Consider the following 25,368-nt stretch of genomic DNA (forward strand, 5'->3'; position numbering starts at 1 on the left):
TGATGCCATGACGAGCGGGAAGCTCAGAGACCTTTCCTTCTTTCTTTCCCCCATGGTGCTGATGGTGTTCCTGTTCTACCTGGTGCCCCTAGTCATGACCATCTACATAAGCATGACCCGGATGAGGAACTGGAACGTTGACAGGTACCTCACCGAGTTCGTCGGCCTCTACAACTACGAGAGGCTCTTTTACATGTTCCAGCACGACCCGACGTTTAAGGCTGTAATTCTGACCACCCTAATCTTCGTTGGAATAACGCTCATGATAAACGTCTTTGGCGGCCTTGTGCTCGCCCTTGCGACCTTTTTCATTGGAGAGAGGCCGGCATCTTCCTACAGACTCCTGTGGCTCCTTCCGAGGATGTCGCCGATAGCGGTTTACAGCCTCGTCTGGTACTACTTCTTCCACGGGAGCGAAATCGGAACTCTGAACTCGATCCTCATGAGCCTCGGTCTCATCTCGGAGCCCATCCCCTGGGGTCAGGTGACGCCCTGGGGGGCGTGGAGCGTGATAATCTTCGTCAACGGTCTGGTGGGTGTAAGTTTTGGAATGATAGTATTCACTTCGGCCTTGAATCAGATACCCAAGGAACTCGTCATAGCCGCGAGGGTTGATGGTGCCTCTTCCTGGCAGATATCGAGGCGGATTCTGATCCCGATGATTAAGTGGCACCTCCTCTACGTCCTGACGTGGCAATTTCTCAGCCTGCTGACGACGTATCCGCACCTCTTCCTGCTCGTCCAGTGGGATTTGGTCAACAGGGACTACGGAACGACCTTGGCGCTCTACGTCTTCAACACGGCCTTCGGCAGAGGAGAGCAGGATCAGGGGTTGGCGGCGGCAGCGGCGGTCATACTCTCCATAATCGGAATCCTCGGCGGCTTCGTGACCCTTAAGGTTCTCAAGTTTGAAAGGATGATGAAAAAGCCCAGGGGGGACTTCTGATGAGGGACGTGGAGACGAGACCCAAGAGGTACGAGCGGCTTATAATCCTCGCCCTCCTCCTCGCGAGCCTCCCGCTCATCCTGGGCTTTCTCCTCCTCGTCCTTTCGAGCTTCAGCACGGAGATGGTCACAAACCTCGACCCCAGCTCCTTCCGCCCAACGCTTGAGAACTGGGTAAACCTCTTCCAGGGGAAGATAGCAACCACGGGTGGAATAAGGGTCAACATATGGCGCATAGCCCTCAACACTCTCATAGTGGCCCTCGGTGTGGCAGGCGTCGTTACCGGGATAAGCGCCCTCGCCGGCTACTCCCTCTCAAGGATAGACTTCCGCGGAAGGAAGACCATGATGGTGCTCCTCCTCGTCCTCCATGCTTTTCCGGGCGTTGCCCTCATAGTAGGCGTTTACCTCCTCTACCGCCTCACGTTCCCCCAGAACTACGAGGTCGTCGGGCTATACTCCTTCGCCTACGTCATACTCGCGAGGGCGGCGCTGGAAATACCCATGTCAGTCTGGCTCATGAAGGGCTTCTTTGACACAATCCCCTGGGAGTTCGAGTGGTCGGGAATCATAGACGGTGCATCTCGGATAACTGTCTGGAGGAAGATAATGCTGCCCCTCATAAAGCCTGGGATCCTGGCGGTTGCCCTATTCGCCTTTCTCGCCGGCTGGCAGGACATAATCTACGTGAGAACCTTCTTAGTATACCCCACGCTCGCGACCTTCATAGAGGCCAACATAGAGGCCGAGTACTCCCACATGCCCCTCATAGCGGCCGCCGGAACCTTCTACCTCCTCCCCACGATAATATTCTTCATCACCGCCCAGCAGCTCCTCCTCCAGGGCTACTCCGGTGGAATAAAGGGATGAGGTGGTTGGAATGGTCAAGGTCACCCTGGACAGCATCACGAAGAGGTTCGGCGACTTTGAGGCCCTCAAGCGGGTGAGCCTTGAGATAGCCGATAAGGAGTTCATGGCCCTCCTGGGCCCATCGGGAAGCGGGAAGTCAACGCTCCTCTACACGATAGCCGGAATCTACCGGCCGACGAGCGGAAGGATATACTTCGACGGCAGGGACGTTACGGATGTTCCGCCGAAGGACAGGAACGTCGGGCTGGTCTTCCAGAACTGGGCGCTCTATCCGCATATGAAGGTCTTCGACAACATAGCCTTTCCGCTTGAGCTGAGGAAGGTGTCGAAGGATGAGATATCCAGGAAAGTCAGGGAAGTGGCCGGGATGCTCCACATAGAGGATTTGCTTGACAGATACCCGTGGCAGCTCTCCGGTGGCCAGCAGCAGCGCGTTGCCATAGCGAGGGCTCTGGTCAAAGAGCCGGACGTTCTCCTGCTCGACGAGCCGCTGAGCAACCTCGACGCGCTTCTGAGGCTTGAGGTGAGGGCTGAGCTCAAGAGGCTCCAGAAGGAGCTTGGAATCACCGCCGTTTACGTCACACACGACCAGGCCGAGGCGCTGGCAATGGCCGACAGGATAGCCGTGATAAAGGAGGGGGTGATACTCCAGGTCGGAGCTCCCGACGACGTCTATTACCGGCCGAAGTACCGCTTCGTCGGCGGCTTCCTCGGGAGTCCACCCATGAACTTCGTCGAGGCGGAGGTTAGGGGATCCCACCTTGACGTCTGCGGAAGCAGGATTCCGGTCCCGGCGCAGTACAGGGAGCTGGTTGGGAGGCTCGGGGTTACCGAGGTCGTCCTCGGCTTCAGGCCCCACGACGCGGAGGTCGTGAAGGGGAGCGCCGAAGGACTCGCCGGAACGGTATATTCCTTCGAACCCCTTGGCAGGGAGCAGATAGTCACGGTCTCGGTCAACGGAGCGTTCGTCAAGGTCTTCGCCCCGGAGGGTGAGCACTTCAGCTTCGGCGAACAGGTAACGGTGAAGCTCCGGGAAGAGAGAATAGTCCTCTTCGACAGGAGGACGGAGAAGGCCCTTGAGTTCCTTGAGGACTGAGCTCAGCCTTTCTTTCCCCATACCATCCACGCCGTCAGGACGACCCTCAGGTTCGTAATTACGGCGAGCAGGAGAAAGAGTGCTTTAACAGAAGTCTCGACAGGATACAGGAGGAAGAGCATCGTCAGGAAGATTCTCTCGTCCCTTTTGCCGGGCAGCTTCCTCAGAGAGGGTATCTCGGCGTAGGCGTCCTTTCCATAGGCCGCTTTAAACCTCTCCGTCGAGTAGCTCACCATCACCGAGCCGAGGAGTGCCAGCAGGGCAGTGAGGTACCAGACCGACTCGTTGAGGGCTGAGTAGGCCAGCAGTGCAAGAAATGCCCCGTCAACGTAGCGGTCGAGGATTGAGTCTATGTATCCCCCGAGCCTGCTCGTCCTCAGTTGGGCCCTCGCGAGTTCACCATCAACGCCGTCGAGGATTGAGCTCAGCTGGTAGAGTATCCCGGCCAATGGAAGGCTGAAGAGCGTCAGAAGGGCCGAGACCATGCCGAGGGCAAATGTGAGGGCCGTCATTTGATTCGGGGTTGCTTTCTCAACGAGCAGGGCGCTTATCTCCGTGGAGATTTTCCTGTTCAGGTGCCTGCTGATGAAACCGTCGCCGGTTCCCTTCACCGCGGTCTTGACGAGCATCCTTCTGGCCCTCTTAACGTCCTCCTGCGTGTCAACGTCCATCCAGGGAAGGCCGTCGATGAAGGTGACCGGTAGCTTCGCCCGCTCGACGACCTCGCTCACGGGGTAGTCCCCTTCTCTCTCCTTTTCCAGGCTCTCCGTTGTCTCAAAGATGCTCTCATCGAGGACGAAGAAGCCCGTATCTACCGCTTCCCACTCTTCAATGTTTTTGCCGATCGACTCGACCCTGCCGTTTCTGACCCTTATCTTCGTCGCCTCGCCTACGTCTGTCCATCTTGGTTTCCTGTCCGCTATAAGGCCGCTCCCCTTCAGGGCCTCCCTGATGAAATCCTCGCCGTAAACGTGGTCGCTCATCGTCAGAACAAACTTCCCCGAAACCTTTCCCCTTGCCATGTGAAGGGAATGCCCGTTGCCTCTCTCGGGCTCGGGATTGATAACTATCTCCGCAGGAAAACCATGCCGCTCAACGAACTCGCGGTAAAGCCCCCCATAGCGCTCGTTTGTGACTATTATGAACCTCTCAACACCGTTTTTCATGAGAAGGGTGAGCGTCCGGTACAGAATCTCCCTTCCGGCCACCTTTACGAGTCCCTTGGGTCTCCCCCCCATCCTCGTCCCGAGGCCGGCCGCTAGAATCACCGCCGTTTCTGGCACCATCGGCATCACCTTTTTAAAGCCCCCGCCGAGCCACTCTCCAGTGAGGGTTATCCGACCAATGATTTGAAGCTTTCGGGTGAGAGAGATGCGCGTTGCGGTGCTGTACTCCGGCGGGAAGGACTCCAACTACGCCCTCCACTGGGCGCTGAAGCAGGGGTTTGAGGTCAAATACCTCGTCTCGATGGTGAGTGAAAGCGATGAGAGCTACATGTACCACGTCCCGAACATCCACCTCACCGAGCTCCAGGCCAAGGCCGTTGGAATCCCCCTCATCAAGGGCTTCACATCCGGGGAGAAGGAGAGAGAGGTAGATGACATGAAGGCTGTCCTTGAGGGGTTGAAAATAGAGGGCGTCGTCGCCGGCGCTTTAGCGAGCGAGTACCAGAAGAAGCGTGTGGACAGGGTTGCCAAAGAGCTTGGCTTGAAAAGCTTCGCCCCGGCCTGGCACCGCGACCCGGTTGACTACATGCGCGAGCTGATAGAAATTTTTGACATCGTGATGGTAGGAACGGCCGCCTACGGCCTCGACGAGCGCTGGCTCGGGCGGAGGATTGACGAGAAAGCCCTGGAAGAACTCATCAAGCTCCACGAGAAGTACAGGATTCACGTGGCCGGTGAGGGCGGTGAGTTCGAGACCTTCGTCAGGGACGCGCCTTTCTTCAAGGCGAGAATAGTCTTCGACGAGGTCGAGAAGAAGTGGAGCGAGTGCAGCTATTCGGGCGTGCTGGAGGTTAAGAAGGCACACCTAGAACTCAAATCACAACCTTAATTTACCTCCTCTTCCAAAATTTGTGTGGTGGGGAGAATGGAAAGGGTCGAAGCAGTTTATGACCACGGAACACTGAGACCCCTGAAAAAATCCCTCTGAAAGAGGGTGAAAGGGTCCAACTTACGATAAAGCGGTCACTCTACGAAATAATCTCCGCACTGGAGAAAGAGTTCGAGGATGTTGATGAGGACCTTACAGAAACCCTCGTGAGGGAAAGAAGGTGATCGTACTCGATGCTTCCCTCATAGTTGATTCACTGCTTCCAAAGCTCGGTGAGAGGCACAAACTTGCAAAGGAGGTACTGAAAAAGATTTCAAACTACAATATCGAGGTACTAATGCCCAAAATAGCCAAGATAGAAATGTTAAGTGTGTTCAGCAGAAAAATCGGGAGTAGAGCCGTAGAGGTCGTAAACGCTATAGGAGAGTGAGTGAGATTCGTAGGGGAGGAAGAGTTCTATCAGGTTGCCGAAGCAATAGCCCCTAAGATCCACGGAAGAGCCGTGGATTTGTACTACATCTCGCTCGCGTTCAAGAGCTCGGCGGTTTTATTCTCATGTGATAAGCATGACCTCCTCCCCGTCCTAAAGGGCGGGGTTTCCGTTGAGGAAACCTCTCGCCAAGGGCGGAGAGGTTTGAGGGGTAATCCTCATCACCCCTTTTGAAGGGGGTTCAGAGAATCCCTCTGGCCGGGCCTTCGGCCAATTACCCCTACCCGCCAGAGCAGGCAGGCTCGGGGTTATCTTTTCCACAACCTTCCTCAAAATGTTAAACGCTCCCACAAGATCAGCGTTCATGACAACGCCCTCTCCACGGCACTTAAACAAACCTCTAAAGATTCTACCATTAGAGTGGCGTTGGCCGCAGAGAGGGCAAAGCTGGGAAGTGAAAGCCTCACCAACAATCAAAACCTGAATACCATACTCCTCAGCGACTTCTTTCAGACGTTTAAGGACATAATTGAAACGCCAGACGTGGGAAAGGAGGTAATTCTGCTTTCTCCCCCTATTAGAGTTTCTACTAATGCCCTTCGGGCGGCCAACGACAATCCTCGAAACACCCATCTGGTAGAGTTTTTCGACAGTCTGCCTTACAGTAGTGTTAATGTAGTGCTTCGCCTGGAGTTTGGCCTTTTGATGCATTCTTGAGAGTCTTCTACCCTTTTTAGCTCCGCTTTTGTTGATTCTTGACTGGTACTCCGCTATCCTTCTTTGCCAGTAGAAGGCTATTGATTTCAATGGTCTACCATTAACTAAGAAGCTCTCACCGTTCTCGACGTAAACGGCCATTAAGTTGTTCACTCCTAAATCAATGCCAGCAGAGAGGTTCCCCATTGGAGTTCTTGGAAGTTTAATCCACTCGTTTCCAATTAGTTTCTCCTCGACGGTGAGGTTGATTTTCGCATACCATTTGCGCTTTACCTCGTCGTAAGTTATCTCTAGTCTCCCCTGCTGGCCCTTGAGGTAAATTCTCCCCTTGAATTGAATCTTCAGTCTTCCAAACTTTCCAAGTCTTCGCAGTTCGATAACATTCCCGTCAATCTTATATTGGTCATTTCGGAGTGGGATAATGAACAGTTTCTTTCCGTTCTCTTTCCCGACGAACCCCGGAGGTTTTGGCCTGAACCACTCCGGCAATTCTCCACTCTTTTTCTTTCTGTTGAGTGCGAAGAAACTCCTCCAGCTTTCAGCGTTCTTTCTGGCTATTTGCTGGAGTGTCGAGCCACCAATCCAGTTTTTGAACTGGTAATAGGCTTCTTTTTCCGTCCCGTTAAAATCAATCCTGCCGAATTCTTTGAATTGTTTTAAGCGTTGGTAATTCAGCTTGTTCCAGATGATTGCCGTGGCTTGGGCTAACTCGAAGAGGGCGTTCTCCTGCTCCTTTGAGGGTTGTAGTTTTACTGTTATTGAACGCTTCATTTCAAAGAATGGCATGGTTTTTGGGCTTTAAAAGAGTGTTGCTTCCCGCTTAAGAGCTCGTTGGGCGGTCGTTCGTACCCCGCCCTGAAGAGCGAGGCTTGAAAAAGAAAAAGGTCAGGGTCTCACGTCCAGCCCGAACCAGACCTTCGAGCACCCGCCTGAGACGCCGCAGACGTCGAAGTCCAGCGACCAGTACTTGGTCGGGATTCCCGAGGTAACGTCCCAGTCGAAGTAGTCGTCGTCGAAGACTATCGTTATCCCGACGTTGCCCATCGGGTCGTCGTCGTTACCCCACTTTCCGCTGTCCTCTTCCCAGCCCGAGTACTCCATGTACAGGAAGGGAACCCTCGCGTCGTCGAGTTCCAGCATGGCCAGGTTTGGGGTTAAAGAAACCTTGTCCCCGCTGAGGTGCTTGTGGAAGAGCTTTGACGCCGAGCAGGGCTGTCTATTAAAGGTTGGCCCCTCGCTTGAGCTGACGGGATAGGAGTAGGCGTATCCTCTCGGGGCCAAAACCTCAACCTCGACGTTGTGCAGCCCCTCCGTCTTCCCGAGGCTCTCGAAGCCGGCGCAGGCCCTCGCGTAATAGTAGTACTCGTCATCGCCCCATTCTGTGTCCTTCGTGAAGTCTACCGCCAAGAGCTCCGCCTTGAGGTTGTCGTACTTAAGAGGCCTCGGCACCTCCACCTCGTAGATCACGTAGGTAACGCGCATGTTGCCGTCCTTTGATTCGGCCGTTACACGGTAGCCCCTCGTGAAGTCCGCCTCGTTGGGCTTGAGTATGTAAACTGCATCTCCGACACTGTCCGGCTCCGCTCCGGCCAGCCAGTTGAAGACGCTCCCCCACAGCTCGTCCCCACTCTGGCCGGTTGCCAGCCAGTTCATCCAGGTAATTCCCTTGTAGGCGTAGCTGGCAACGGTTCCAATCTCTCCGGTTGCCATTCCCACGGCGAAGTCCGTTAGGAATCCGGCAGTTTTTGTAACGTAGCTCCCCGGCTCGTCCCTGTCCCATCCGGCCGTTTCGAGGACTATAATCTTGTACCCCTTCGCCTCCTCGATAGGCATCGCGAGTATCGGGTAGCCGTTGATGAAGGGCCTGCTGAGACTTCCGGTTGCCATTTCATCGTGGTAGAGTAGCCTGCTTCTGTCTTCGGCCTCGACCCAGTGACCGATTGGATATCCGAAGGTGTAGAGCTCGCTGTGCTCTATGGGATAAACCTTTCCATCTGGCCAGGTCATACCGTAGGCCCACGACGAGAGCTGTATCTCGCCCTCTGCCTGATCCTTGTTGCCCTTTATGAAGACGTCCTCGACAACGACCACCAAGTAGCGGTCAACGTCTTTCTCGATGCTCATTCCGTCGTTGGCATCGAGCCAGAGGTTGCTCTTGGCCGGGAAGCGGTCGATCCAGTTCGTCATCCAGAAGCGGAACTTCCTCCATGGAACGAGGCTGTAGAAGTTCTCTATCCTGACGCTCACCTTCTTTCCGACCTGTGTATCTTCAACGGTTACGTTCCCCTCCCTGAAGACACTTCCCGATCCATCCTTCAGCTCATAACTTCCCTCCCTGACCTCAAGTATCCAGTCGGCCTTACCGTCGTCGCTGCTGTCGATGAAGCCGGTAAACGGGAGCCAGCCGTCCTCGGTCAGGTAGAACTCCAAAATAAGATCGTAACCGCTGCTTATTGCCCTGATGCTTACCGGTTCACCGTCTATTCCAAAGAATGCACTGTCCTGGTACTCTATCAGCCCCTTGGGGGCTACGAGCACGAAGGCCTTCTTTGAGGGATACTCGAACTCGGGCATGGTGGAGCTCACCGGCACCGCGTGAACACTGAGGAAGACCTTCCCGGGGAAGGTCTCTGAAAAGTTCCCTATCGTGAAGCTCGCAGAAGAACCCTTCAGGATAACCTTCCCCTTCTGAAGCTTTGCCAGTCCGTTTTTGGTGACTTCGTAGAGCGTGAAGCTCCCCCCGCTTATCCCCCCGTAGAGGTGAATTTCCCAGCGCTTTCCGAACTCGTCGCCCTCGTCAATGCTGATGACAGTCGGCTCGTAGGTTACCTTCTTCCCGGTTACAGGGTCTATGATGAAGGGCACGTGTATGTACTGTCCCATCAGGCTCTCGTTCCTGAAGTGGAGCGTTATCCCAAGGTTCCTCCCGGGGTCGGTCGAGGAGGTCAGCACGGAGATCCATTCGATGGTATCCTCTTCTCCGGGGACGCTCGCCATCGAGCTCAGGGGGCCCATGTAAGTGAGGTTTGGAGGGTTTATCGGGGCAAGCTGAAGAACAGGCTGGAGGGTTATGTTGAGAATTACATCGTCGGGCAGTGAGAACCCGGGACCGCTCCCTTCGTTGGTCTCGTTCGCTTCGCAGCCGGAATCTTCGTCCATATCCGCTGTGCACAGTACGTTCCCGTCCTCATCAAACTGGACGCTCCCGTTGGCAGGTGGGCTTCCGGTGGAAGTCCCAGCGTCAGTTTCTGTCGGAGTTTCCGTTGGAGTCCCCGTGTCGGCAGCAGTTTCCGTCTGGCGCGGCGTTTCGGTTGGGGCTGGGGACGTACTGCTCTGGACGGGTTTTGTCCCGGTCGGGGAACTGCTCCCAATACACCCGCTCAGAAAAACTAGCAGGCTCAGTGCAACGAGGAGCAGTAATCTGGAACGTCTTCTCATACCCATACCTCCAAATCCAATCCAGAGCCAGAAAAGGAAATTGGAAGGCATACTGGAGTTTGGATTTTACCCAATTTCTGTACCTTAGTTTTATTTAAGAGTTTCTCCGGCTGGGAGTCACTCAAAGGATAAAGTTTATTAATCAACTCTGATTATTACAAGCGGTGGTAGAATGATCGAGGTCGAGAACCTCATCAAGAACTTTGGCTCAACTAAGGCAGTGCGGGGGATAACGTTCACCGTCAATGACGGCGAGATTTATGGCCTCCTCGGCCCCAACGGAAGCGGGAAGAGCACCACCATGAAAATCCTTTCTGGAATAATGAAGCCCACATCGGGCAGGGTCGTTGTTAACGGTATCGACGTGAGCAGGGACGCCCTGGGCGTGAGGAGGATAGTCGGCTACGTCCCCGAAACGCCGGTTCTCTATGAGAGCCTCACCCCGGTTGAGTTCTTCAACTTCGTGGGGAGCGTGAGGAGAGTTCCAGAGGAAGAGCTCCAGGAACGTGTGGAGACCTTTGTGAGGGCATTCGGGATAGAGAAGTACCTCGGCGAGATGATAGGCTCGCTCAGCTTCGGAACCAAGCAGAAGGTCTCCCTCATCTCCGCCATGCTCCACGACCCGAAGGTTCTCGTCCTGGATGAGGCCATGAACGGTCTCGACCCCAAGAGCGCGAGAATTTTGCGTGAGCTTTTGCTCCAGTTCCGGGAGGAAGAGAGGAGCATAGTCTTCTCCACCCACGTCCTAGCCCTGGCCGAGACGATATGCGACCGCGTCGGAGTCATCTACAACGGCGAGATAATCGCGGAGGGAACCGTGGAGCAGCTCAAGGAGTTCGCCCACGAGGAGAGCCTCGAGGACGTCTTCCTCAAGCTCACCGAGAGCCAGGACGAGGTGGCTGGAATAGTCAGGGCGCTTAAAGAGGCCCTCTAGGGTGGGAGCATGTTCGAGATAGTCAGGATACTTTACAGGGAGCTCCACTACAGGCGTTTGAGGAGCAACCCTCAGGTAGCGGCAGACCCGGAAAAGTTCCGGAAGCAGCTGAGGAGCACGGGCGATATAAAGAGGGGCATGGCGATTCAGTCAGTTGCGTTCCTGTTCTTCGGGATTATGATGGCCGGCGCGGTGATAGCGGCGGGGGATGAGACCCGGGCGGCGGTGGTATTCGCCACCTACGCCCTTCTCCCCTTCGTCATGGCGCTCTATACGACGACGGTAAACGCATCCTACGCGGTCTCGATGGGAATCTTTGAACCCCTCAGACCGCTCCCCCTGAAGACGAGTTCCATCTACCTCAGCGTACTCCTGGCTATCGATAACGTTCCCGCGGTCGTCGCACTCCTGCCTGCGGTCGTTGCCATGACAGCAAAATACGGGGTCTTGGGGGTACTCGGCCTGTTCTGGATACTCACTGGGGCTTTCCTCGGCCACGTCCTCGGGCTGGTAGTTTTCACGTTCTTTGGTTCTGCCAGCGTTGGCGGCAGGTTCTCGAAGCTCAAGACCCTCGCCAGAACCTTGGGGGTTATCCTGTTCATCAGCATGTTCTATGCCATCAACTATGTCCAGCAGTACGTCAACGAGCACTACGAGGAGATTCTGCCCTTCTTCTCGAAGTATTCGGTGGCCTATCCTTTCTCTGTGGCCTCGATAACAGAGCCTTTCCATTCCCTCCTGCTCATCCTGGGCTACCTCGCGGTTCTCGTTCCCCTCTACCGGTTTATCCTCGGAAGGCTGTGGCGCAGAATGGAGGAGGGTGTGACCGTTTCCCGCACGAGAATCCTGAGATTTAAGGCAGAGACCCACCATCCCGTCCTGGCGCTTGCACTCAAGGATTTTAGGATAGCCTTTAGAAGGAGTGCGCTGCTCGTCGGCCTGATCTTCCCCCTCTTCATAATTCTACCCAGCGCCCTCGGCATTCTCACGTCCGGGAAGGTGGAAAACTGGGCGGTTGCATCGGTTCTCCTAATGATAGCCTGGGTGGCCTCGGTGGGAATCGACACGGTGCTCAAAATAGACGGCCAGGAGTTCGAATTCCTGCGGAGTCTTCCCGTAACGGTTGGCCAGTTCGTCAGGGCAAAGCTCCTCGTTATGAACGCAGTCCCCGTAACCGCCGGAGTTGGGCTGGTTTTGATGACTTCTTACCTCGATGCCAGCCTTCTCACCCTGCTGCCCGCGGCGGTGTTCCTTCCCTTCCTCACCTCGTCCATAGCGATGGCCTTCTTCTATCGCGGCGAGGGCGAGCTATCCGTGCCAGAGACCAACTTCGGGCACGTCCTTGCGCTCATGGTGATAAACGGGATTGCGCTTGGAGTGGTCGCGGGCCTGTGGTATTTTATGGGATACCCCTACGCGCTCGCCCTTACGCTCCTCGGGGTTCTGATGGTTCAGAAATCCCTCAGCAGGTGATGTGGAATATCGCAAGGACTTTCCTCTTTCCATAGAGCCCGTTGAAGAGCTCGACCGCCTCGCCGGTCGGCTTTTCGATGACCTCTTTGTTTGCCACCAGCTCCCTGCTCTCCGGGAGGAGCGAGAGCTTCCCCCAGGCGCCGGTTCCGACTATCAAAGCATCGAACTCCTCCGTGAGGTACTCCCTCAGCTCATCCGGGTCGAGCTTATGGCTCGTGCCGTGCTTCCTCTTGCTGAGCCACTTCTTGCGCTCCTCCACCTTTCCGCTCGGATATATCACGATGTCGCCCTCGTAGACCTTCCCGTCCACGACTATCCTGCCGAATCCCGGAAACTCTACCCTCATGGTATCACCTCGGGCTCAGGGCGTCCCTCAGAATCTTCCCGTGGTCGAAGGCGAGCGGCAGTTTGAGCGCCTCCTCAACTGGAACGACGTGAACCTCCCCAGCATCGTCCCCGGCCCTGAGTTCTCCGGAGCCAATGGCAAGAAAGGCCGCCGTTACGGTGTGTCCCCTTGGGTCGCGCTTCGGGTCGGAGTAAACACCGACGAGCCTGATGAGCCTCACGTCGAGGCCGGTCTCCTCCTTCGCCTCCCTTCTGGCGGCGTCCTCAACGGTCTCGCCGTACTCGACGAAGCCGCCGGGCAGGGCGTAGTGGCCCTTAAACGGCTCGTGCTTCCGTTTGATGAGAACCACTCCGTTGTTGTAGAGAATGACGATGTCGACGGTGAGGCCTATGCACCTGTGCATCTCGACCGCTAGTTCCGGATGCCTCTCCCTGAGAAAGTCCCTAAGCTCCTCCCTCACGGGGGATATATCGTAGCCCTTCGGGGCCTTTACGAGCAGAACGTAGCGATCCATAGCACCACCTCAGGGAAGTCCCTTCTCATCATCTTCAGCATGCTGACGTTTCATCATCGGCGGTTATAGTTGTTCCCATGGATTTATATCGTTAAGCTTCTCGACCTTGACGCTCACCGCCAGCTCGTTCACGTCTTCCATGGAGAAGGAGAAGCTTCTATGCTTCAGGAAGAGGGCGGTGAATGCGTTCGCCCTCTTCAGCGCCTGGATGAAGGGGCACTTGGCATAAAAGCCCACAAAGCCTGCGAGAAAAACGTCTCCGGCACCGGTTGATTCTTCAACATCGACCTCCACGGGTTTGTATGTGTACCCCTTTCCCCCGAGGTATGCGAAACCCGGCCGTGGCCCGTTGGTTACCAGCAGGACCTCGGCGTCCCCCGGCCCAAAGTTCCTCAGGTAGCCAATCTCCGCGAGATCGGCATGGAGCACCTTCAGACCGCTGAGGAACGAGGCGTCCCTCCCGATCAGCCTGACCTTTCCTGGCCGGGGGCTTCGTATGAACCCCTGAACATCGGCGGCAACGAAGGGGCTTCTCGTCTTCGCCTCCTCGACGGTTTCGGGCGGTATCTCGCCGGCCACGGGGTTGAGGACTATCATGTCGTACCTCCCCTCGGGGAGTTCTGCTATCCTCCCGGCAACTGACAGGAGGCTCAGCTCCCTCCGGTTGGCATCGAGGTAGCGGAGCTCATAGGCGGTGCTCTCTTCGGAGGGTATTATCCGGAGCTTTATCCCGAGGGCCCTCAGCTCATCGAGCCACCCCTCCGGGAAGTCTTCACCAACGCTCGTCAGAACCTCAACGTCGCAGAAATTCGAGAGGGCTATTGCCGAGTAGTACGCTCCCCCGCCTATCCGGGTCTCGAATTTCGAACCCTTCACAATTGTGTCGACGACGAGATGTCCGACCAGAAGGCACTTCATTTTAACCGACCTAATCTTCTGTTTTAGAGGCCACTTAAATAAAAACCTTTTGGAAATTTTGCGAAAAGTTTATAAAGTCAAAATCGAAAAGCTTAAAAGGATATGTCCTTTTGGGGTGGGGCTATGAGGCGCCTGGGCAAAGTTTCTCACTACGCAAAGCAGGGGTTCCTTATTCTGCGCACTGACTGGGTTCCTTCGCTCAACGACCCGGTGGTCGACAAAAAGCTCACCGTGGTTGGGGTAGTGAAGGATGTCTTCGGGCCAGTTAGCAGGCCGTACGTTGCGGTCAAGCCCAGGGTAAAGAATCCCGAGGACTACATCGGGGCTCTGCTCTACGTTGATACAAAACGCAGGAAGTCAAAGCCGGGAAAGTCCGGCAGAAAACGCACCAAGGGCGGAAAGGCTAGACGCCCTGCCCCCAGAAAGAGGGGGTGAGAGCTTTTGGCTGATAAGAATATTTGTCCGGTCTGTGGCTCCGATAAGCTGTTTTATGACCCGCGGAGGGGAGAGATTGTCTGTTCTGTCTGCGGTTACGTCGTTCAGCAGAACGTCATCGATGAGGGTCCCGAGTGGCGCGCCTTCGATCCCGACCAGAGGGCAAAGCGCGCCAGAACCGGCGCACCCATGACCCTGATGATCCACGATAAGGGCCTCTCCACGGACATAGACTGGCGCGATAGGGATATACACGGCAACCAGATAACAGGAATGTACAGGACGAAGATGAGAAGGCTTAGAATGTGGCAGCGCAGGATGAGGATAAACGACGCCGCCGAGAGGAACCTTGCCTTTGCCCTCAGCGAGCTGGACAGGATGGCCGCCCAGATGATGCTGCCGAGGCGCGTCAAGGAGGTGGCCGCTTCCCTGTACAGGAAGGCGGTCATGAAGAAGCTCATCCGCGGAAGGTCGATCGAGGGCATGGTCTCCGCGGCACTCTATGCCGCCTGCAGGATGGAGGGCATTCCGAGGACTCTCGATGAGATTGCGGCCGTTTCAAAGGTCACGAAAAAGGAGATAGGCAGGAGCTACCGCTTCCTCGCGAGGGGACTCGGCCTGAATCTCAGGCCGACCAGCCCGATAGAGTACGTTGACAGATTCGGCGATGCACTCGGTGTAAGCCAAAGGACGAAGAAGCGCGCCAAGGAGATACTTCAGGAGGCCATCAAGAGGGGCATCACGAGCGGAAAGGGTCCGACGGGACTGGCCGCCGCTGCGCTGTACGTCGCCTCGCTATTGGAGGGGGAGAAGAAGACCCAGCGTGAGGTGGCGGAGGTAGCCCACGTAACCGAGGTCACGGTGAGGAACAGGTATAAAGAACTCGTCGAGAAGCTCGGCATAAACGTCCCAATATGAGGGATGCCCTTGCTGATAGCGGTAACGGGCGATACCCATCACGGCGACAAGACGAAAAACCTCCCCTCCCTTCTTTTCGAACACCTTGGGAGTAAAAGGCCCGAGTTGATACTCCACACGGGCGATGTCACCTCCCACGAACTCCTGGAGAGGCTTGAGGATTTCGCACCGGTCGTAGCCGTCAGGGGAAACGCCGACCATCTCAGACTCCCTGAGGAGGAGGTCGTCGAGGTGGGAGGCGTTAGGATCGGCCTCCTCCACGGCCATCAGTTTTTCTCGCTCAACGCCCAGTTTTTAACGCTCAAGGCACTGGACATGGGCGTGAGCGTTCTGATATTTGGGCACACGCACCGTTTCTACCACGATTCATACTCGATTCACGGCGAAAGCGTGGTTCTTCTCAATCCCGGTTCTCCGACGTTTCCCAGAATGGACTCGCCCGGTTTTGCGTTTCTGGAGGTCAACGGCGAGAGCGTTAGGGTGAAGAGAATACGTTTCTGGTGAAAATGTCAAAGCTCCCAGAAAAGCAGAAAATGGTGGAAAAGAAAGGCCATCAGCTCTTGATCGCGAGCTTGATGTCCTCTGCCTTGACGGTCTTCCTGCCGGCGTGGTGGGCAAGGTCGACCGCCTTCTTGGCGATCTCCATGGCCTTCTCCTCAAGGTGCTCGGCCAGGAGCTTGGCGGCGTCCTCGCTGACGCGGGCGGCGCCGGCCTTCCTTATCAACCTGTCAACCGGGGCAATCGGCAACTCAGCCATTTTCCCAACCTCCTAAACGTTGTTTTGCAGGTATCTGCGTTCTATTCTAAGAACAAAGGTCTATATAAACCTTTCGGAAACCGGGCGCTCTGGAGGCGATAATCGGCCATTTTCGGGTGAGTTGTTGAGAAATTTGGCATCCTTAGGCTGCTGACTTATAAACAGCCCAATGCTAACCCGAGGGCGAAGTTTTGAAAAAGCCTATTTGCCCCTGAAATCGGGTTTATCGGCCGGACACGGCTTTAATTTTTAAAAGGGGGGCAGGAGTTTGGAGCGCTGGAGCGGGAAAAGCGTCTCCAATCGCCACATAAAGCCATGAATGTACCAATTGTGTACCGTAGCCTTTTTATAGGGATTGATGCGATATCAGAATTTACCAAGGAGGTGAAAGCATGAGTGAAAGGTTCGACAAGATATATGACTACTACGTGGACAAAGGCTACGAGCCAAACAGGAAGAGGGACATAATAGCCGTTTTCCGCATAACCCCCGCTGAGGGGTACTCCATAGAGGCTGTTGCCGGCGGTGTGGCGGCAGAGAGCTCGACCGGGACATGGACGACCCTGTACCCCTGGTACGAGGAGGAGCGCTGGGCTGACCTGTCCGCCAAGGCCTTTGAGTTCCACGATATGGGCGACGGGAGCTGGATAGTCAAAATAGCCTACCCGTTCCACGCCTTCGAGGAGGCCAACCTCCCCGGACTTCTCGCGAGCATAGCGGGAAACGTCTTCGGAATGAGACGAGCTAAAGCACTCCGCCTTGAGGATCTGTACTTCCCCGAGAAGCTTATCAGGGAGTTCAGCGGTCCGGCTTTTGGTATCGAGGGCGTTAGAAAGATGCTCGATATCAAGGACAGGCCGATCTACGGTGTTGTTCCGAAGCCGAAGGTCAGCTACTCGCCGGAGGAGTTCGAGAAGCTCGCCACCGACCTGCTCATGAACGGCGCGGACTACATGAAGGACGACGAGAACCTCACCAGCCCGTGGTACAACCGCTTCGAGGAGAGGGCTGAGATTATCGCGAAGATAATCGAGAAGGTCGAGAAAGAGACAGGTGAGAAGAAGACCTGGTTCGCCAACATAACCTCGAACCTTCCGGAGATGGAGGAGAGGATAGAGATACTCGCCGACCTCGGCCTCAAGCACGCAATGGTGGACGTCGTCATCACCGGCTGGGGAGCGCTCCAGTACATCCGCGACCTTGCGGCCGACTACGGCCTTGCCATCCACGGCCACAGGGCAATGCACGCGGCCTTCACCAGGAACCCATACCACGGCATCTCGATGTTCGTCCTGGCCAAGCTCTACAGGCTCATCGGTATAGACCAGCTCCACGTTGGAACCGCCGGGGCAGGAAAGCTTGAGGGCGGCAAGTGGGACGTCATCCAGAACGCGAGGATACTCAGGGAGAAGCACTACACGCCGGAGGAGAACGACGTCTTCCACCTTGAGCAGAAGTTCTACGGCATAAAGGCCGCGTTCCCGACCAGCTCCGGTGGACTTCACCCGGGCAACCTCCCGATGGTCTTCGACGCCCTTGGAACCGACATAGTTGTCCAGCTCGGTGGTGGAACCCTCGGCCACCCGGACGGGCCGGCGGCTGGAGCGAGGGCCATCAGGCAGGCAATCGATGCCTACATGCAGGGCATTCCGCTCGACGAGTACGCCAAGAGCCACAAGGAGCTTGCCAGAGCCCTCGAAAAGTGGGGTCACGTCACCCCTGTCTGACCGGTTTGACGGCTTTTTTCTTCTATTTTCGTCTTCCATTCAACTTTTCAGCCGGAGGAGATTTAACGGCTGAGGGTCTTCTTTTCGTGGTGGGAGTCATGGTTCACCCGGGAGGATTCTTGGAGGTAATCACCGGACCGATGTTCGCCGGAAAAACGACCGAGCTGATAAAGCGCATCGAGAGACAGATGTTCGCAAAAAGGAAGGCGGCACTCTTCAAGCCCGCGATAGACAACAGGTATTCCGAGGACGAGGTGGTTGCGCACAATGGTCTCCGGTACGAGGCCTTCGTCATCCCGACCGACGAGGAAGGGGTCGGCAGGATAGTGGAGATAACAAAAAGAGAAGGCTACGAGGTCATAGGAGTTGACGAGGTTCAGTTCTTCCCCATGGCCATCGTGGAGGCCCTTGAGAGGCTCGCGGACGAGGGGGTCTACGTCATCGCCAGCGGTCTCAACCTGGACTTCAAGGCTGAGCCTTTCCCGGTTACGAAGGAGCTCCTCGCCAAGGCGGACAGCATAGTTTACCTCACCGCCGTGTGCACGGTCTGCGGAAGGCCTGCAACGAGGAGCCAGCGCCTCATAGACGGAAAGCCCGCCCCGAGGGATTCACCCGTCATCCTCGTCGGCGGAAGCGAGAGCTACGAGGCCAGATGCAGGGAGCACCACGAGGTGCCCTAATGGGAGAGCACGTCCCTCCACGTGTTTATGTCCTTGAGCCCGTGCCCGGTTGCCACAACGACGACGCTCTCTCCCCTCTCTATTACACCTTCCTCCCTCATCTTCCTAGCGAGCGCGAGCGACGTGGCCGAGGATGGCTCGACGAACAGGCCCTCCTTTCCGAGGAGCCTGCCGGCTTCTATGGCCTCCCCGTTGGTCACCGTGTCCAGATGCCCGCCACTCTCCCTCACTGCCCTTATGACGTTTTCACCGTCCACGGGGGCCTTGACGGCTATGGCGCTTGCGACGGTGGGGGTTTTCTCGGTAATCTTCTCGATGGGTTTCCCGGTCTTCCACGCCCTGACCACCGCATCGTAGCCCTCTATCTGGACTCCCGCTATCCTGGGAAGCTCTTCTATGAGGCCTACCCGCTGAAACTCCTTGAGGCCCTTCCAGATGGCCCTCAGGTGAGTTCCCGCCCCGATGGGAACGACTATCCAGTCGGGAACCTTGAAATGGAACTGGTCGATGATTTCAAAGCCCGTGGTCTTCTGCCCCTCGACCCTGAAGTGGTAGTTCCCGGTCAGATAGTAGCCCTCCTCCGCGGCTCTTCTCTCCGCCTCGGCCAGCGCCTCGTCGTAGGTCTTCCCGAAGACCTCGACCCTTGCACCATACATCCTCGCCTGGACGAGCTTGCCCTCCGGCGTCCCCTCCGGCACTACTATTGTAACCTCAAGTCCCGCCTTGGCACCGTAGGCGCTTATCGACGCTGCCATGTTGCCCGTTGATGCCACGATGATCCTCCGGGCGTGGAACTCAAGGGCCTTGGTTATCTCGACGCTCGAACCCCTGTCCTTGAAGGCCCCCGTTGGGTTTTCACCCTCGTTTTTTATGTACAGTCTGGAAATCCCGAGCTTCTCTTCGAGCCGTTTTACGCGGTACAGCCTGGTGCCCCCCTCGTTCAGGGTGACGACCTTTCTCAGATTTGAGACCGGGAGGAACATCCAGTACTTCCACATGTGGGGGTGCTCCCTGAACCAGGAATCGTTATCCTGAAGAATCTCGGCTATATCATCGTAGTGATACCGAACGTCCAATGGGGAGCCGCATTTCCTGCACTTGTAAACCCCACATGCGGGGGAGTATTCCTCACCGCACCTTGTGCAGACCATCTTTGCCGCGAACATGGCTACCACCGGTACTGGTTTCAACGACGCCTTTTAAACCTGAAGCCGACCGAAAAGCTTAAAGTAATCTTTTCTTACATCAAGTTAGGGAAAGGGGGTGAGAGCATGGAGTCAAATAAGAAAATGGGAAGGTTGCTTGACATCCTCGGAAACGAGACCCGAAGGCGCATACTCATCCTGCTCACCAAGAGACCGTACTTCGTGAGCGAGCTCAGCCAGGAGCTTGGAGTGGGCCAGAAGGCCGTCCTTGAACATCTCAGAATACTCGAGAGCGCCGGCCTCATCGAGGGCAGGACTGAAAAGATACCGCGCGGCAGGCCTAGGAAGTACTACACCATAAAGCGCGGCTTCCGCCTTGAGGTTCTGCTCACGCCATATGCGTTCGGCACGGAGATGTACGAGCCCAAAGCCCCAAGGCAGACGAAGGAGTACGCTCAGGCCAGAGCGCTCATAAAGTCCACCGAGCCGGCGGAGGCAAAGATCGGCGAACTGCTGACCTTCTTGGGCGAGATCCAGGAAAGGATTGAGGAGGTGCTCAGGACGAAGCAGGAGCTAGAGGAAGTCCGCCTCCTCACGGAGACCTACATTGAGAACCTGTTCCGCCGCATCGCCCAGGAGAACGAGAGGGAGTTCGAGAGGCTTGTACGGGAGTTCAGGACGAGACTTCCAAAGAAAATACTCGAAGACTTGGAAGGCTTTTAGGAAGCGGCTCGAAGGGAATAAATCCTAGAAAAGGACCTCAGAGCATCTTGCCCTCTTCCTTCATCCTCACGAGCCGGGTTATGTAGCCCGCTATCCTGTTCCTGATGGTCTTGCTGGTGACGTTGGTGAGCTCCTCGACCTTCTTCTTGTTGTGCTCGAAGTCCCTGGTGAACTCGTTCGGGTAGCGGTCAAACAGCTCGCGGGCAACCCTCTTGATGAACGTCTGCTTGATGTTTCCCATCATCAATCCCCCCGTTAGCTTGATTCTGACAGCCGTAACTCACATCATAAGAGGCCTTTTAAAAGTTTTCCCAGAACCGGCAAAAATAAAGCGGTTCCTCACTCCTTTCCGAGCCTCCTGCGGAGGACTCTGGGCACATCAACGCTGGTTTTTTCGGGATAGACTTTTCCAATGGAGTTCACCCTCACAATGGCGAACCCCGCGTGAGCCCTCACAATGCCCCTAACGGCACGCCTCAGGTCCATCCTATCACCCGATGTAGTATTTCTCTGCCACACTTAAAAAGTTTTTCATTGGTTTGACCGGAAATTTATAAACTCCCATACATATCCAGGGGCATGCTTAGGGAAGTCATCCGCTGCAGGGGGCACAAGAACGTTAGGGCGACGCATAAGTCCACCCTTGAGTTCACGAAGGAGGACTACCTCACACCCCGCGGGGACTGCATACTCTGTGTCTCGGCGGATAGGGGGATAAACGACTTAAGTGAGGAGTTCAAAAAAGCCCTTAAATCCGGGAAACGGCTTCTGATCCGCATCCGCGTGGGTGACCTGGTGGACGAGGTTCTCGCCGAGGGGAGTCCCGGGCTGGTGCTTGACCATCCCTATTCGATGGTCGTCCGGAAGAGCGACTACATTGACGCCAGAACCCTCGCGATAAGGGCGAACAAGGCCGCGAGGGACATAAACAGGGAAATAGTGGAGCTCCTGAAGAACCCTGAAACGGAGGCCGAGGTCGAGCTGATAATCCTGGATTAAACACCTTCCCTTCTCCATCCGCCGATTGCGAGCCCCACGTACCTGTCGGCGCCGCCGTAGTAGAGGTAGCGTTTTCCATCGTGTTCTATCATGGCCTCCGCGAACACCACGTTGTCAACCCATCCGTGGAGCTCCCAGTCGAAGGTCGGCTTGAGGATTGGTCTCTTGGTTCTCCAGATGAGCCTTCTCGGGTATTCACGGTCGAAGAGGGCCGCGTGCGTGTAGTAGACGAGCTTCCCGTCCTCGTGGAAGGCTTCGCTGTGTATCAGGAGTATCCCGTCCTCCGTGAGGATTGGCGCTGGCCCGGGCTCAACGAGGTGCCCCCTCGGCCTCAGGACGGGCTCCCTCTCGTACTCCCAGTGGATGAGGTCCTTTGAATGGGCAAGCCAGACATTGGAGTCACCGAAGTACATTATGTGGTGTCCCTTGAACGGCCCGGACTTCATTTTTTCCGTCAGTATCGCCCCGCTCTTGGTCCAGTTCTCGGTGGTGTTTTTCTGGGCAGGGAACTCCTCAAAAACCACCCCGTGCTTCTTCCAGTTCAGCAGGTTCTTCGAGGTGGCGATGCAGAGACGTGCCGTCTTCCCATCGTAGCCGGTGTAGGTCATGTAGTAAGTCTTTCCGACTCTCACGACGCGGGGATCCTCAACGCCGAGGCTCTCCCACTCGTATTCAGGCTCCATAACAGGCTCCGGATGTCTGATGAAGTTGATGCCGTCTTCGCTCAGCGCCAGCCCTATTTTTCCGGTTATCTCTTCCCCCTTTGCCTCTGCACGGTAGAGCATGACCACCTTTCCCCTCCTCTTGACCACTGCGGGGTTGTAGACGTTCTTTGAGTCAAATCCTTCATCTGACGGGGAAAGCACGGGTTTTGGGAGTTTTTCAAACCTGAACTCATAGGGGCTCAACGCTAACACCTCCGTCAGCAACTACGAGGTATCTCCTTCCCCCAAATGAAACACCCCTCAGGACGATGTTCATTCCCTCCGCCGGCCGGAGGGTAAGCTCGTCCCCCGCATCCATCCCCAGCGCGGCCGTAACGAATGCAAAAACACTCGCCGCGCTCCACACCTGGGGGGAGTTGGCCCTCGGGACGGGAACGAGCTCGTTCAGGCCGCTGTACAGCTCCGGAAGCTCCCTCTCCGGCAGAAGCTTCGCGGCCGCAAAAATCCTATCGGCCAGCTCCTTCGCGAGGTCGGTCCTTCCGATTCTGGACAGTCCGAGGGCTATCAGCGCGTTGTCGTGCGGCCACACACTCCCGCGGTGGTAGCTGAACGGGTTGTAGGCCCTTTCCTTCGAGCTGAGGGTTCTTATCCCGTACCGGGAGAGCATGTCCGGCTGGAAGAGCCTCTCTGCGAGTTCCTCATCGTGCTCCGCTATCCCAGTCAGGAGCAGGTGCCCCATGTTCGAGGAGACGACCCTGAGTGGCCTTCCCTCCCCGTCCAGCGCGAGGGCGTAGTAGCCGCGGACCCAGAAGTCGCGGTTGAACCTTCTTCTGAGCCGCTCCGCCTCCGCGAGGAGGGTCTTCTCATCGAGGTCTGTCAGCTCAAGCTCCCCCGCAAGTTTGAGCGCCCAGTAGGCGTAGCCCTGCACCTCGACGAGTGCTATCGGTGGCTCTGGAAGTTTCCCCTCCTCGTCAACTATCGCATCCCTCGAATCCTTCCACCCCTTGTTGCCGAGTATCCCCGGAACGTAGGTTATGTAGCCGTCATCATCGAGCTTTCCGAGCATCCACTCGACGGCGGCGGTAAGGTTTGGCCTCAGTTCCCTAATCACCCCGATTTTCCCGGTCCAGCGCAGGTACTCGCCCGCCAGCGCCACGTAGAGCGGAGTGGCATCGACAGTGCCGTAGTAAGGGGCGAAGGGAACCTTCCCGGACTGGGCGAGCTCCCCAAGGCGGAACTCGTGGGGTATCTTTCCGGGTTCTTCCTCGTTCTTTGGGTTGGTCTTCCTTCCCTGGAGCCGTCCAAAGAGCCTCAACGTGCCGGCGGCGTATTCCGGGTAGTAGGGCAGGAGGAACAGTGAGGTTATTATCGCGTCCCTTCCGAAGGGACAGGCGAAGTACGGAATCCCTGCGAGGGGAACCGGCCCGAAGCGGGTGAAGAGCGTCAGGGCGTTAATGTTCTCGACGGCCCTTTCAAATATCCCGTCGACAGCGGGTGAGCCGGTGAAGGCAACGTTTTTTATCGTTTTCCTTTCCTCAGCGAGTATCTCCGAGACCCTGCCCTCGATTTTCGGGATGAAGCGGACGTAGAGGACGGCTTTTTCGAGGGGCGGTATCGTGAGCTTCGCCCTTAGGACGCTTCCCTCCCGTTCCATGTTGGTCTCAATGAAGAGGCTCCTCCTTCCAGCTGGGCTCTCCCTCAGGTGCGCTCCCCCTGCTGGGGCTATCGCCTCTCCGCCCGTCAGTCCCATGAAGCCCCTGACCTGGAATATGTCCTCGAGGGGCGCCTCGTAGGAGTACCTGACCTCGACTCTGAGCGGTTCGGGAGAGGTGTTGTAGAAGGAGAATCTTTCCTCGTAAATCCCGTCCAGCGTTCTCAGCCTCACCAGAATTCCACGTTCGCCGAGGGAGAAGTGCGAAACCGCCCGGGTGAACGTCGAGGATGCCCCGATGAAGTCCGGCTCTGGAAACGTCTCAAGCCCTGCCCTCCTCACGAACCGGGTGTCGAGAAAATAAAAGCCGTCGTAATGGGAGGGCATGTCCCCTCTCTCATCGCTCAGGACGAAGGCCCCGTTGCCGGCCAGGATGGTTCTCATGGACTACCCCTCAAGGAAGGACTTTACCTCCCCTGGGTCTTCAAGGTTTATTGCCTTTACCCCCCAGAGCCTCGCGGTAAAGCGGAGCTCCTCGGTGTAGTCGCCAGGAACCAGTGAGAGGTGGTTGGCGCCCATGGCCGAGATGAAGGTTTCTTTGTCGAGCGGGTTCTTTATGGCCGTATGCGGCCACTGTTTGCCCCATTTGAGCTTTGATTCCATATCCTCCGTTATCTCGACGCCCTCCGCGAGGAAGTAGAGGAGGTAGTACTCTCCTCCGCGGCGTATGAGCCTCGCCACTGTGAACTCCGCCGGAGGGGTTCTGTACCTCAGTGCCCCGCCGCTCGCCCCCTGGCACTGCCCCTGGATCGTGGTGGCCTTGAGGTTCTCCTCGGGGCTCTCGCTCAGCCTCGCGTAGTAGAGCGATGACGCCCCGCAGTTGGCTATCATAACGACCTCATTGTCCACGTACTTTATGTCCCCGAAGAGGGGCGGCTTCCCGCTCAGGTAGAAGAGGAGCGCCGAGCTTATCGTGCCCTTGACGTCGCCCTCGCAGGTGGCGGGGATTACCTCTTTCTCGCCCTCTGCATCGCGGCTGAACGGGAACAGCGCGGGAATCAGGCAGGCCGTCACTCCGTATACCTCGCTCAGCTCCGGCTGGCACTTTATCGAGACGGCCGAAACATCCGCCTGCTCACCCCAGCTCTCCTTTGCGGCGAGGTAGATGGCTATCTGCCTCCTCAACGCCTCGGGTGTGAGCATGATGTCGTCAAACTCCACGGTCGTCCTCTCAAGGAGCCAGTCGTAGAACTCCTCCACGCGGACCCTCAGCTTTTCGTCCGAGAGCAGCTTCTCCGCCTTCCTCACCAGAACGTACTGGTCGAGCATTATGAAGTCGCCAACGATTCTCTTAAGCCTCGGCAGGTCGTCCATGAGGTGCTCCATCCCGAGGGTGTACGGTGCACCCCAGAGGAGCAGGGACTTCCTGGAGAGCCTGTCCACCGCTTCGACGGCCCTCGCCCAGGCCTTTACCTTCTCGACATCGCCCTTGAGGCGGACGTGGTTGAGGGCGTACTCGTTCACGGCACTCTCCCAGAGGGAGGCCCCTACCGAGGTGACGCACGTGGTTCCGGCCCAGGCCGGGTCATCGTCGGCGTAGAGGAGTATTGGCCTCTTGGCTTCCCTGAGGAGTGCGGTAACGAGGTTGCTCTCCGTCCAGTGCCAGAGGCCGGCTATTATCCCCGAGGCCGAGCCCCCGGCTATGATCTCCCCGGCCCTGAAGCTCTCCTCCATCGAATCTATCCCGAAGTTCCTTCCGGCTTCGAGGGCCTCGTATTTTCCAAGCCTCTCGTTCACGTCGAGAACTTCAAAGCCGGCCTTTCTCAGCTCCTCGATGAGGGTAGAGTGCTTCTCCATCAGGGCCTTCTCGCGCTCAATCGAGAGGGCCGTTGGCCGGGGGTCGGTGAACGTTACTACGGCTATCACGGATAC

28 protein-coding genes are annotated in these 25,368 nt (G+C 56.6%); 15 read left to right on the top strand and 13 right to left on the bottom strand.

The features are described 5' to 3' along the window. The first annotated feature begins 7 nt into the window (after positions 1 to 7). From ACZ5M3_RS07825 to ACZ5M3_RS07835, 3 genes are read left to right on the top strand one after another with little or no spacing between them, the layout of a single operon-like run. Positions 8 to 946 carry a carbohydrate ABC transporter permease gene (locus ACZ5M3_RS07825; RefSeq protein WP_464839108.1) on the top strand — a complete coding sequence of 313 codons (939 nt, stop codon included), beginning with the start codon at positions 8 to 10 and terminating at the stop codon, positions 944 to 946. Next, on the top strand, positions 946 to 1,815 hold the full coding sequence (locus ACZ5M3_RS07830) for a carbohydrate ABC transporter permease (RefSeq protein WP_464839109.1): 870 nt from the start codon (positions 946 to 948) through the stop codon (positions 1,813 to 1,815). Before ACZ5M3_RS07825 ends, ACZ5M3_RS07830 begins: the two co-directional genes overlap by 1 nt. A gap of 10 nt (positions 1,816 to 1,825) precedes the next feature. Continuing rightward, positions 1,826 to 2,911, top strand: a complete 1,086-nt coding sequence (locus tag ACZ5M3_RS07835; protein WP_464839110.1) for an ABC transporter ATP-binding protein — start codon at positions 1,826 to 1,828, stop codon at positions 2,909 to 2,911. A 2-nt stretch (positions 2,912 to 2,913) separates the two neighbouring features. Here ACZ5M3_RS07835 and ACZ5M3_RS07840 read toward each other — a convergent pair whose 3' ends face one another. Beyond that, positions 2,914 to 4,197 carry a bifunctional L-myo-inositol-1-phosphate cytidylyltransferase/CDP-L-myo-inositol myo-inositolphosphotransferase gene (locus tag ACZ5M3_RS07840; protein ID WP_464840828.1) on the bottom strand — a complete coding sequence of 428 codons (1,284 nt, stop codon included), beginning with the start codon at positions 4,195 to 4,197 and terminating at the stop codon, positions 2,914 to 2,916. Between the two features lie 85 nt (positions 4,198 to 4,282). Between ACZ5M3_RS07840 and ACZ5M3_RS07845 the strand changes: the two genes are divergently transcribed. From ACZ5M3_RS07845 to ACZ5M3_RS07855, 3 genes are all read left to right on the top strand, one after another. Beyond that, positions 4,283 to 4,966, top strand: coding sequence for a diphthine--ammonia ligase (locus ACZ5M3_RS07845; protein ID WP_464839111.1), 684 nt, complete (start codon positions 4,283 to 4,285; stop codon positions 4,964 to 4,966). 95 nt (positions 4,967 to 5,061) lie between these two features. Further along, positions 5,062 to 5,190 carry a hypothetical protein gene (locus tag ACZ5M3_RS07850; RefSeq protein ID WP_464840829.1) on the top strand — a complete coding sequence of 43 codons (129 nt, stop codon included), beginning with the start codon at positions 5,062 to 5,064 and terminating at the stop codon, positions 5,188 to 5,190. Further along, positions 5,187 to 5,396, top strand: a complete 210-nt coding sequence (locus ACZ5M3_RS07855) for a hypothetical protein (protein ID WP_464839112.1) — start codon at positions 5,187 to 5,189, stop codon at positions 5,394 to 5,396. The genes ACZ5M3_RS07850 and ACZ5M3_RS07855 overlap by 4 nt, the downstream gene beginning before the upstream one ends. Positions 5,397 to 5,549: 153 nt before the next feature. Here the strand turns inward: ACZ5M3_RS07855 and ACZ5M3_RS07860 are convergent, their stop codons facing one another. Then, on the bottom strand, positions 5,550 to 6,884 hold the full coding sequence (locus tag ACZ5M3_RS07860; protein ID WP_464839113.1) for an RNA-guided endonuclease InsQ/TnpB family protein: 1,335 nt from the start codon (positions 6,882 to 6,884) through the stop codon (positions 5,550 to 5,552). A 114-nt stretch (positions 6,885 to 6,998) separates the two neighbouring features. Further along, on the bottom strand, positions 6,999 to 9,551 hold the full coding sequence (locus ACZ5M3_RS07865) for a hypothetical protein (protein ID WP_464839114.1): 2,553 nt from the start codon (positions 9,549 to 9,551) through the stop codon (positions 6,999 to 7,001). A 172-nt stretch (positions 9,552 to 9,723) separates the two neighbouring features. Between ACZ5M3_RS07865 and ACZ5M3_RS07870 the strand changes: the two genes are divergently transcribed. Next, positions 9,724 to 10,485 carry an ABC transporter ATP-binding protein gene (locus tag ACZ5M3_RS07870; RefSeq protein ID WP_464839115.1) on the top strand — a complete coding sequence of 254 codons (762 nt, stop codon included), beginning with the start codon at positions 9,724 to 9,726 and terminating at the stop codon, positions 10,483 to 10,485. Positions 10,486 to 10,494: 9 nt separating this feature from the next. Then, positions 10,495 to 11,958 (top strand): hypothetical protein, encoded by a 1,464-nt coding sequence (locus ACZ5M3_RS07875; RefSeq protein WP_464839116.1) that lies wholly within the window; start codon positions 10,495 to 10,497, stop codon positions 11,956 to 11,958. Here the strand turns inward: ACZ5M3_RS07875 and ACZ5M3_RS07880 are convergent. The 3 genes from ACZ5M3_RS07880 to ACZ5M3_RS07890 all read right to left on the bottom strand — a co-directional run bounded on the left by ACZ5M3_RS07880 (position 11,948) and on the right by ACZ5M3_RS07890 (position 13,736). Next, positions 11,948 to 12,304, bottom strand: a complete 357-nt coding sequence (locus tag ACZ5M3_RS07880) for an Mth938-like domain-containing protein (protein ID WP_464839117.1) — start codon at positions 12,302 to 12,304, stop codon at positions 11,948 to 11,950. The two genes, ACZ5M3_RS07875 and ACZ5M3_RS07880, sit on opposite strands and share 11 nt — an antisense overlap. Positions 12,305 to 12,308: 4 nt before the next feature. Further along, the gene (locus tag ACZ5M3_RS07885) at positions 12,309 to 12,818 is read right to left on the bottom strand and encodes an NUDIX domain-containing protein (RefSeq protein ID WP_464839118.1); all 510 of its coding nucleotides are present in this window, start codon (positions 12,816 to 12,818) and stop codon (positions 12,309 to 12,311) included. Between the two features lie 63 nt (positions 12,819 to 12,881). Beyond that, a complete protein-coding gene (locus tag ACZ5M3_RS07890) occupies positions 12,882 to 13,736 on the bottom strand; it encodes a PfkB family carbohydrate kinase (RefSeq protein WP_464839119.1) in 855 nt (284 codons plus the stop codon). A 123-nt stretch (positions 13,737 to 13,859) separates the two neighbouring features. Here ACZ5M3_RS07890 and ACZ5M3_RS07895 point away from each other — a divergent pair, with 123 nt between their 5' ends. From ACZ5M3_RS07895 to ACZ5M3_RS07905, 3 genes are read left to right on the top strand one after another with little or no spacing between them, the layout of a single operon-like run. Next, a complete protein-coding gene (locus ACZ5M3_RS07895; RefSeq protein ID WP_464839120.1) occupies positions 13,860 to 14,171 on the top strand; it encodes a Gar1/Naf1 family protein in 312 nt (103 codons plus the stop codon). 6 nt (positions 14,172 to 14,177) lie between these two features. Continuing rightward, positions 14,178 to 15,089, top strand: a complete 912-nt coding sequence (locus ACZ5M3_RS07900; protein WP_297092515.1) for a transcription initiation factor IIB — start codon at positions 14,178 to 14,180, stop codon at positions 15,087 to 15,089. Positions 15,090 to 15,098: 9 nt separating this feature from the next. Beyond that, positions 15,099 to 15,593 carry a YfcE family phosphodiesterase gene (locus ACZ5M3_RS07905; protein ID WP_464840830.1) on the top strand — a complete coding sequence of 165 codons (495 nt, stop codon included), beginning with the start codon at positions 15,099 to 15,101 and terminating at the stop codon, positions 15,591 to 15,593. 49 nt (positions 15,594 to 15,642) lie between these two features. On the opposite strand, the gene hpkB is transcribed toward ACZ5M3_RS07905, so the two are convergent. Next, positions 15,643 to 15,846 carry an archaeal histone HpkB gene (gene hpkB, locus ACZ5M3_RS07910; RefSeq protein ID WP_088853105.1) on the bottom strand — a complete coding sequence of 68 codons (204 nt, stop codon included), beginning with the start codon at positions 15,844 to 15,846 and terminating at the stop codon, positions 15,643 to 15,645. 392 nt (positions 15,847 to 16,238) lie between these two features. Here hpkB and rbcL point away from each other — a divergent pair, with 392 nt between their 5' ends. Both rbcL and ACZ5M3_RS07920 read left to right on the top strand, forming a co-directional pair. Next, a complete protein-coding gene (gene rbcL, locus ACZ5M3_RS07915; protein WP_464839121.1) occupies positions 16,239 to 17,573 on the top strand; it encodes a type III ribulose-bisphosphate carboxylase in 1,335 nt (444 codons plus the stop codon). Between the two features lie 98 nt (positions 17,574 to 17,671). Further along, positions 17,672 to 18,253, top strand: a complete 582-nt coding sequence (locus tag ACZ5M3_RS07920) for a thymidine kinase (RefSeq protein ID WP_464840831.1) — start codon at positions 17,672 to 17,674, stop codon at positions 18,251 to 18,253. Here ACZ5M3_RS07920 and thrC read toward each other — a convergent pair. Continuing rightward, positions 18,250 to 19,419: a threonine synthase gene (thrC, locus tag ACZ5M3_RS07925; RefSeq protein ID WP_464840832.1), complete on the bottom strand. Its 1,170-nt coding sequence runs from the start codon at positions 19,417 to 19,419 to the stop codon at positions 18,250 to 18,252. The two genes, ACZ5M3_RS07920 and thrC, sit on opposite strands and share 4 nt — an antisense overlap. A gap of 105 nt (positions 19,420 to 19,524) precedes the next feature. Here thrC and ACZ5M3_RS07930 point away from each other — a divergent pair, with 105 nt between their 5' ends. Further along, on the top strand, positions 19,525 to 20,121 hold the full coding sequence (locus ACZ5M3_RS07930; protein ID WP_464839122.1) for an ArsR/SmtB family transcription factor: 597 nt from the start codon (positions 19,525 to 19,527) through the stop codon (positions 20,119 to 20,121). 37 nt (positions 20,122 to 20,158) lie between these two features. On the opposite strand, the gene ACZ5M3_RS07935 is transcribed toward ACZ5M3_RS07930, so the two are convergent. Beyond that, complete coding sequence (locus ACZ5M3_RS07935; RefSeq protein WP_088865793.1) at positions 20,159 to 20,362, bottom strand: 30S ribosomal protein S17e; 204 nt, start codon at positions 20,360 to 20,362, stop codon at positions 20,159 to 20,161. A 98-nt stretch (positions 20,363 to 20,460) separates the two neighbouring features. Next, positions 20,461 to 20,607 carry a hypothetical protein gene (locus tag ACZ5M3_RS07940; protein WP_464839123.1) on the bottom strand — a complete coding sequence of 49 codons (147 nt, stop codon included), beginning with the start codon at positions 20,605 to 20,607 and terminating at the stop codon, positions 20,461 to 20,463. Positions 20,608 to 20,700: 93 nt separating this feature from the next. On the opposite strand from ACZ5M3_RS07940, the gene ACZ5M3_RS07945 reads away from it, so the two are divergent. Beyond that, complete coding sequence (locus ACZ5M3_RS07945; RefSeq protein WP_464839124.1) at positions 20,701 to 21,120, top strand: DUF371 domain-containing protein; 420 nt, start codon at positions 20,701 to 20,703, stop codon at positions 21,118 to 21,120. Here ACZ5M3_RS07945 and ACZ5M3_RS07950 read toward each other — a convergent pair. Genes ACZ5M3_RS07950 through ACZ5M3_RS07960 form a run of 3 tightly spaced genes read right to left on the bottom strand, consistent with a single transcriptional unit; the run spans position 21,117 to position 25,362 of the window. Beyond that, positions 21,117 to 22,028, bottom strand: a complete 912-nt coding sequence (locus ACZ5M3_RS07950; protein ID WP_464839125.1) for a glycoside hydrolase family 130 protein — start codon at positions 22,026 to 22,028, stop codon at positions 21,117 to 21,119. The two genes, ACZ5M3_RS07945 and ACZ5M3_RS07950, sit on opposite strands and share 4 nt — an antisense overlap. Continuing rightward, complete coding sequence (locus ACZ5M3_RS07955; protein WP_464839126.1) at positions 22,015 to 23,880, bottom strand: glycogen debranching N-terminal domain-containing protein; 1,866 nt, start codon at positions 23,878 to 23,880, stop codon at positions 22,015 to 22,017. The genes ACZ5M3_RS07950 and ACZ5M3_RS07955 overlap by 14 nt, the downstream gene beginning before the upstream one ends. Before the next feature lie 3 nt (positions 23,881 to 23,883). Continuing rightward, positions 23,884 to 25,362, bottom strand: coding sequence for a fucose isomerase (locus ACZ5M3_RS07960; RefSeq protein ID WP_464839127.1), 1,479 nt, complete (start codon positions 25,360 to 25,362; stop codon positions 23,884 to 23,886). Between the last annotated feature and the right edge of the window lie 6 nt (positions 25,363 to 25,368).

The organism is Thermococcus coalescens (assembly GCF_055392585.1).

Bases quoted from the DNA above. Each gene is read 5' to 3' on its own strand.
- ACZ5M3_RS07955 (WP_464839126.1), bottom strand. From the start codon at position 23,880: ATGAGAACCATCCTGGCCGGCAACGGGGCCTTCGTCCTGAGCGATGAG.
- ACZ5M3_RS07885 (WP_464839118.1), bottom strand. From the start codon at position 12,818: ATGGATCGCTACGTTCTGCTCGTAAAGGCCCCGAAGGGCTACGATATA.
- ACZ5M3_RS07935 (WP_088865793.1), bottom strand. From the start codon at position 20,362: ATGGGAAACATCAAGCAGACGTTCATCAAGAGGGTTGCCCGCGAGCTG.
- ACZ5M3_RS07890 (WP_464839119.1), bottom strand. From the start codon at position 13,736: ATGAAGTGCCTTCTGGTCGGACATCTCGTCGTCGACACAATTGTGAAG.
- ACZ5M3_RS07840 (WP_464840828.1), bottom strand. From the start codon at position 4,197: ATGGTGCCAGAAACGGCGGTGATTCTAGCGGCCGGCCTCGGGACGAGG.
- ACZ5M3_RS07860 (WP_464839113.1), bottom strand. From the start codon at position 6,884: ATGAAGCGTTCAATAACAGTAAAACTACAACCCTCAAAGGAGCAGGAG.
- ACZ5M3_RS07940 (WP_464839123.1), bottom strand. From the start codon at position 20,607: ATGGACCTGAGGCGTGCCGTTAGGGGCATTGTGAGGGCTCACGCGGGG.
- ACZ5M3_RS07865 (WP_464839114.1), bottom strand. From the start codon at position 9,551: ATGAGAAGACGTTCCAGATTACTGCTCCTCGTTGCACTGAGCCTGCTA.
- thrC (WP_464840832.1), bottom strand. From the start codon at position 19,419: ATGTTCGCGGCAAAGATGGTCTGCACAAGGTGCGGTGAGGAATACTCC.
- ACZ5M3_RS07880 (WP_464839117.1), bottom strand. From the start codon at position 12,304: ATGAGGGTAGAGTTTCCGGGATTCGGCAGGATAGTCGTGGACGGGAAG.
- ACZ5M3_RS07920 (WP_464840831.1), top strand. From the start codon at position 17,672: ATGGTTCACCCGGGAGGATTCTTGGAGGTAATCACCGGACCGATGTTC.
- hpkB (WP_088853105.1), bottom strand. From the start codon at position 15,846: ATGGCTGAGTTGCCGATTGCCCCGGTTGACAGGTTGATAAGGAAGGCC.
- ACZ5M3_RS07930 (WP_464839122.1), top strand. From the start codon at position 19,525: ATGGAGTCAAATAAGAAAATGGGAAGGTTGCTTGACATCCTCGGAAAC.
- ACZ5M3_RS07825 (WP_464839108.1), top strand. From the start codon at position 8: ATGACGAGCGGGAAGCTCAGAGACCTTTCCTTCTTTCTTTCCCCCATG.
- ACZ5M3_RS07895 (WP_464839120.1), top strand. From the start codon at position 13,860: ATGAGGCGCCTGGGCAAAGTTTCTCACTACGCAAAGCAGGGGTTCCTT.
- ACZ5M3_RS07875 (WP_464839116.1), top strand. From the start codon at position 10,495: ATGTTCGAGATAGTCAGGATACTTTACAGGGAGCTCCACTACAGGCGT.
- ACZ5M3_RS07945 (WP_464839124.1), top strand. From the start codon at position 20,701: ATGCTTAGGGAAGTCATCCGCTGCAGGGGGCACAAGAACGTTAGGGCG.
- ACZ5M3_RS07870 (WP_464839115.1), top strand. From the start codon at position 9,724: ATGATCGAGGTCGAGAACCTCATCAAGAACTTTGGCTCAACTAAGGCA.
- ACZ5M3_RS07845 (WP_464839111.1), top strand. From the start codon at position 4,283: ATGCGCGTTGCGGTGCTGTACTCCGGCGGGAAGGACTCCAACTACGCC.
- ACZ5M3_RS07835 (WP_464839110.1), top strand. From the start codon at position 1,826: ATGGTCAAGGTCACCCTGGACAGCATCACGAAGAGGTTCGGCGACTTT.
- rbcL (WP_464839121.1), top strand. From the start codon at position 16,239: ATGAGTGAAAGGTTCGACAAGATATATGACTACTACGTGGACAAAGGC.
- ACZ5M3_RS07830 (WP_464839109.1), top strand. From the start codon at position 946: ATGAGGGACGTGGAGACGAGACCCAAGAGGTACGAGCGGCTTATAATC.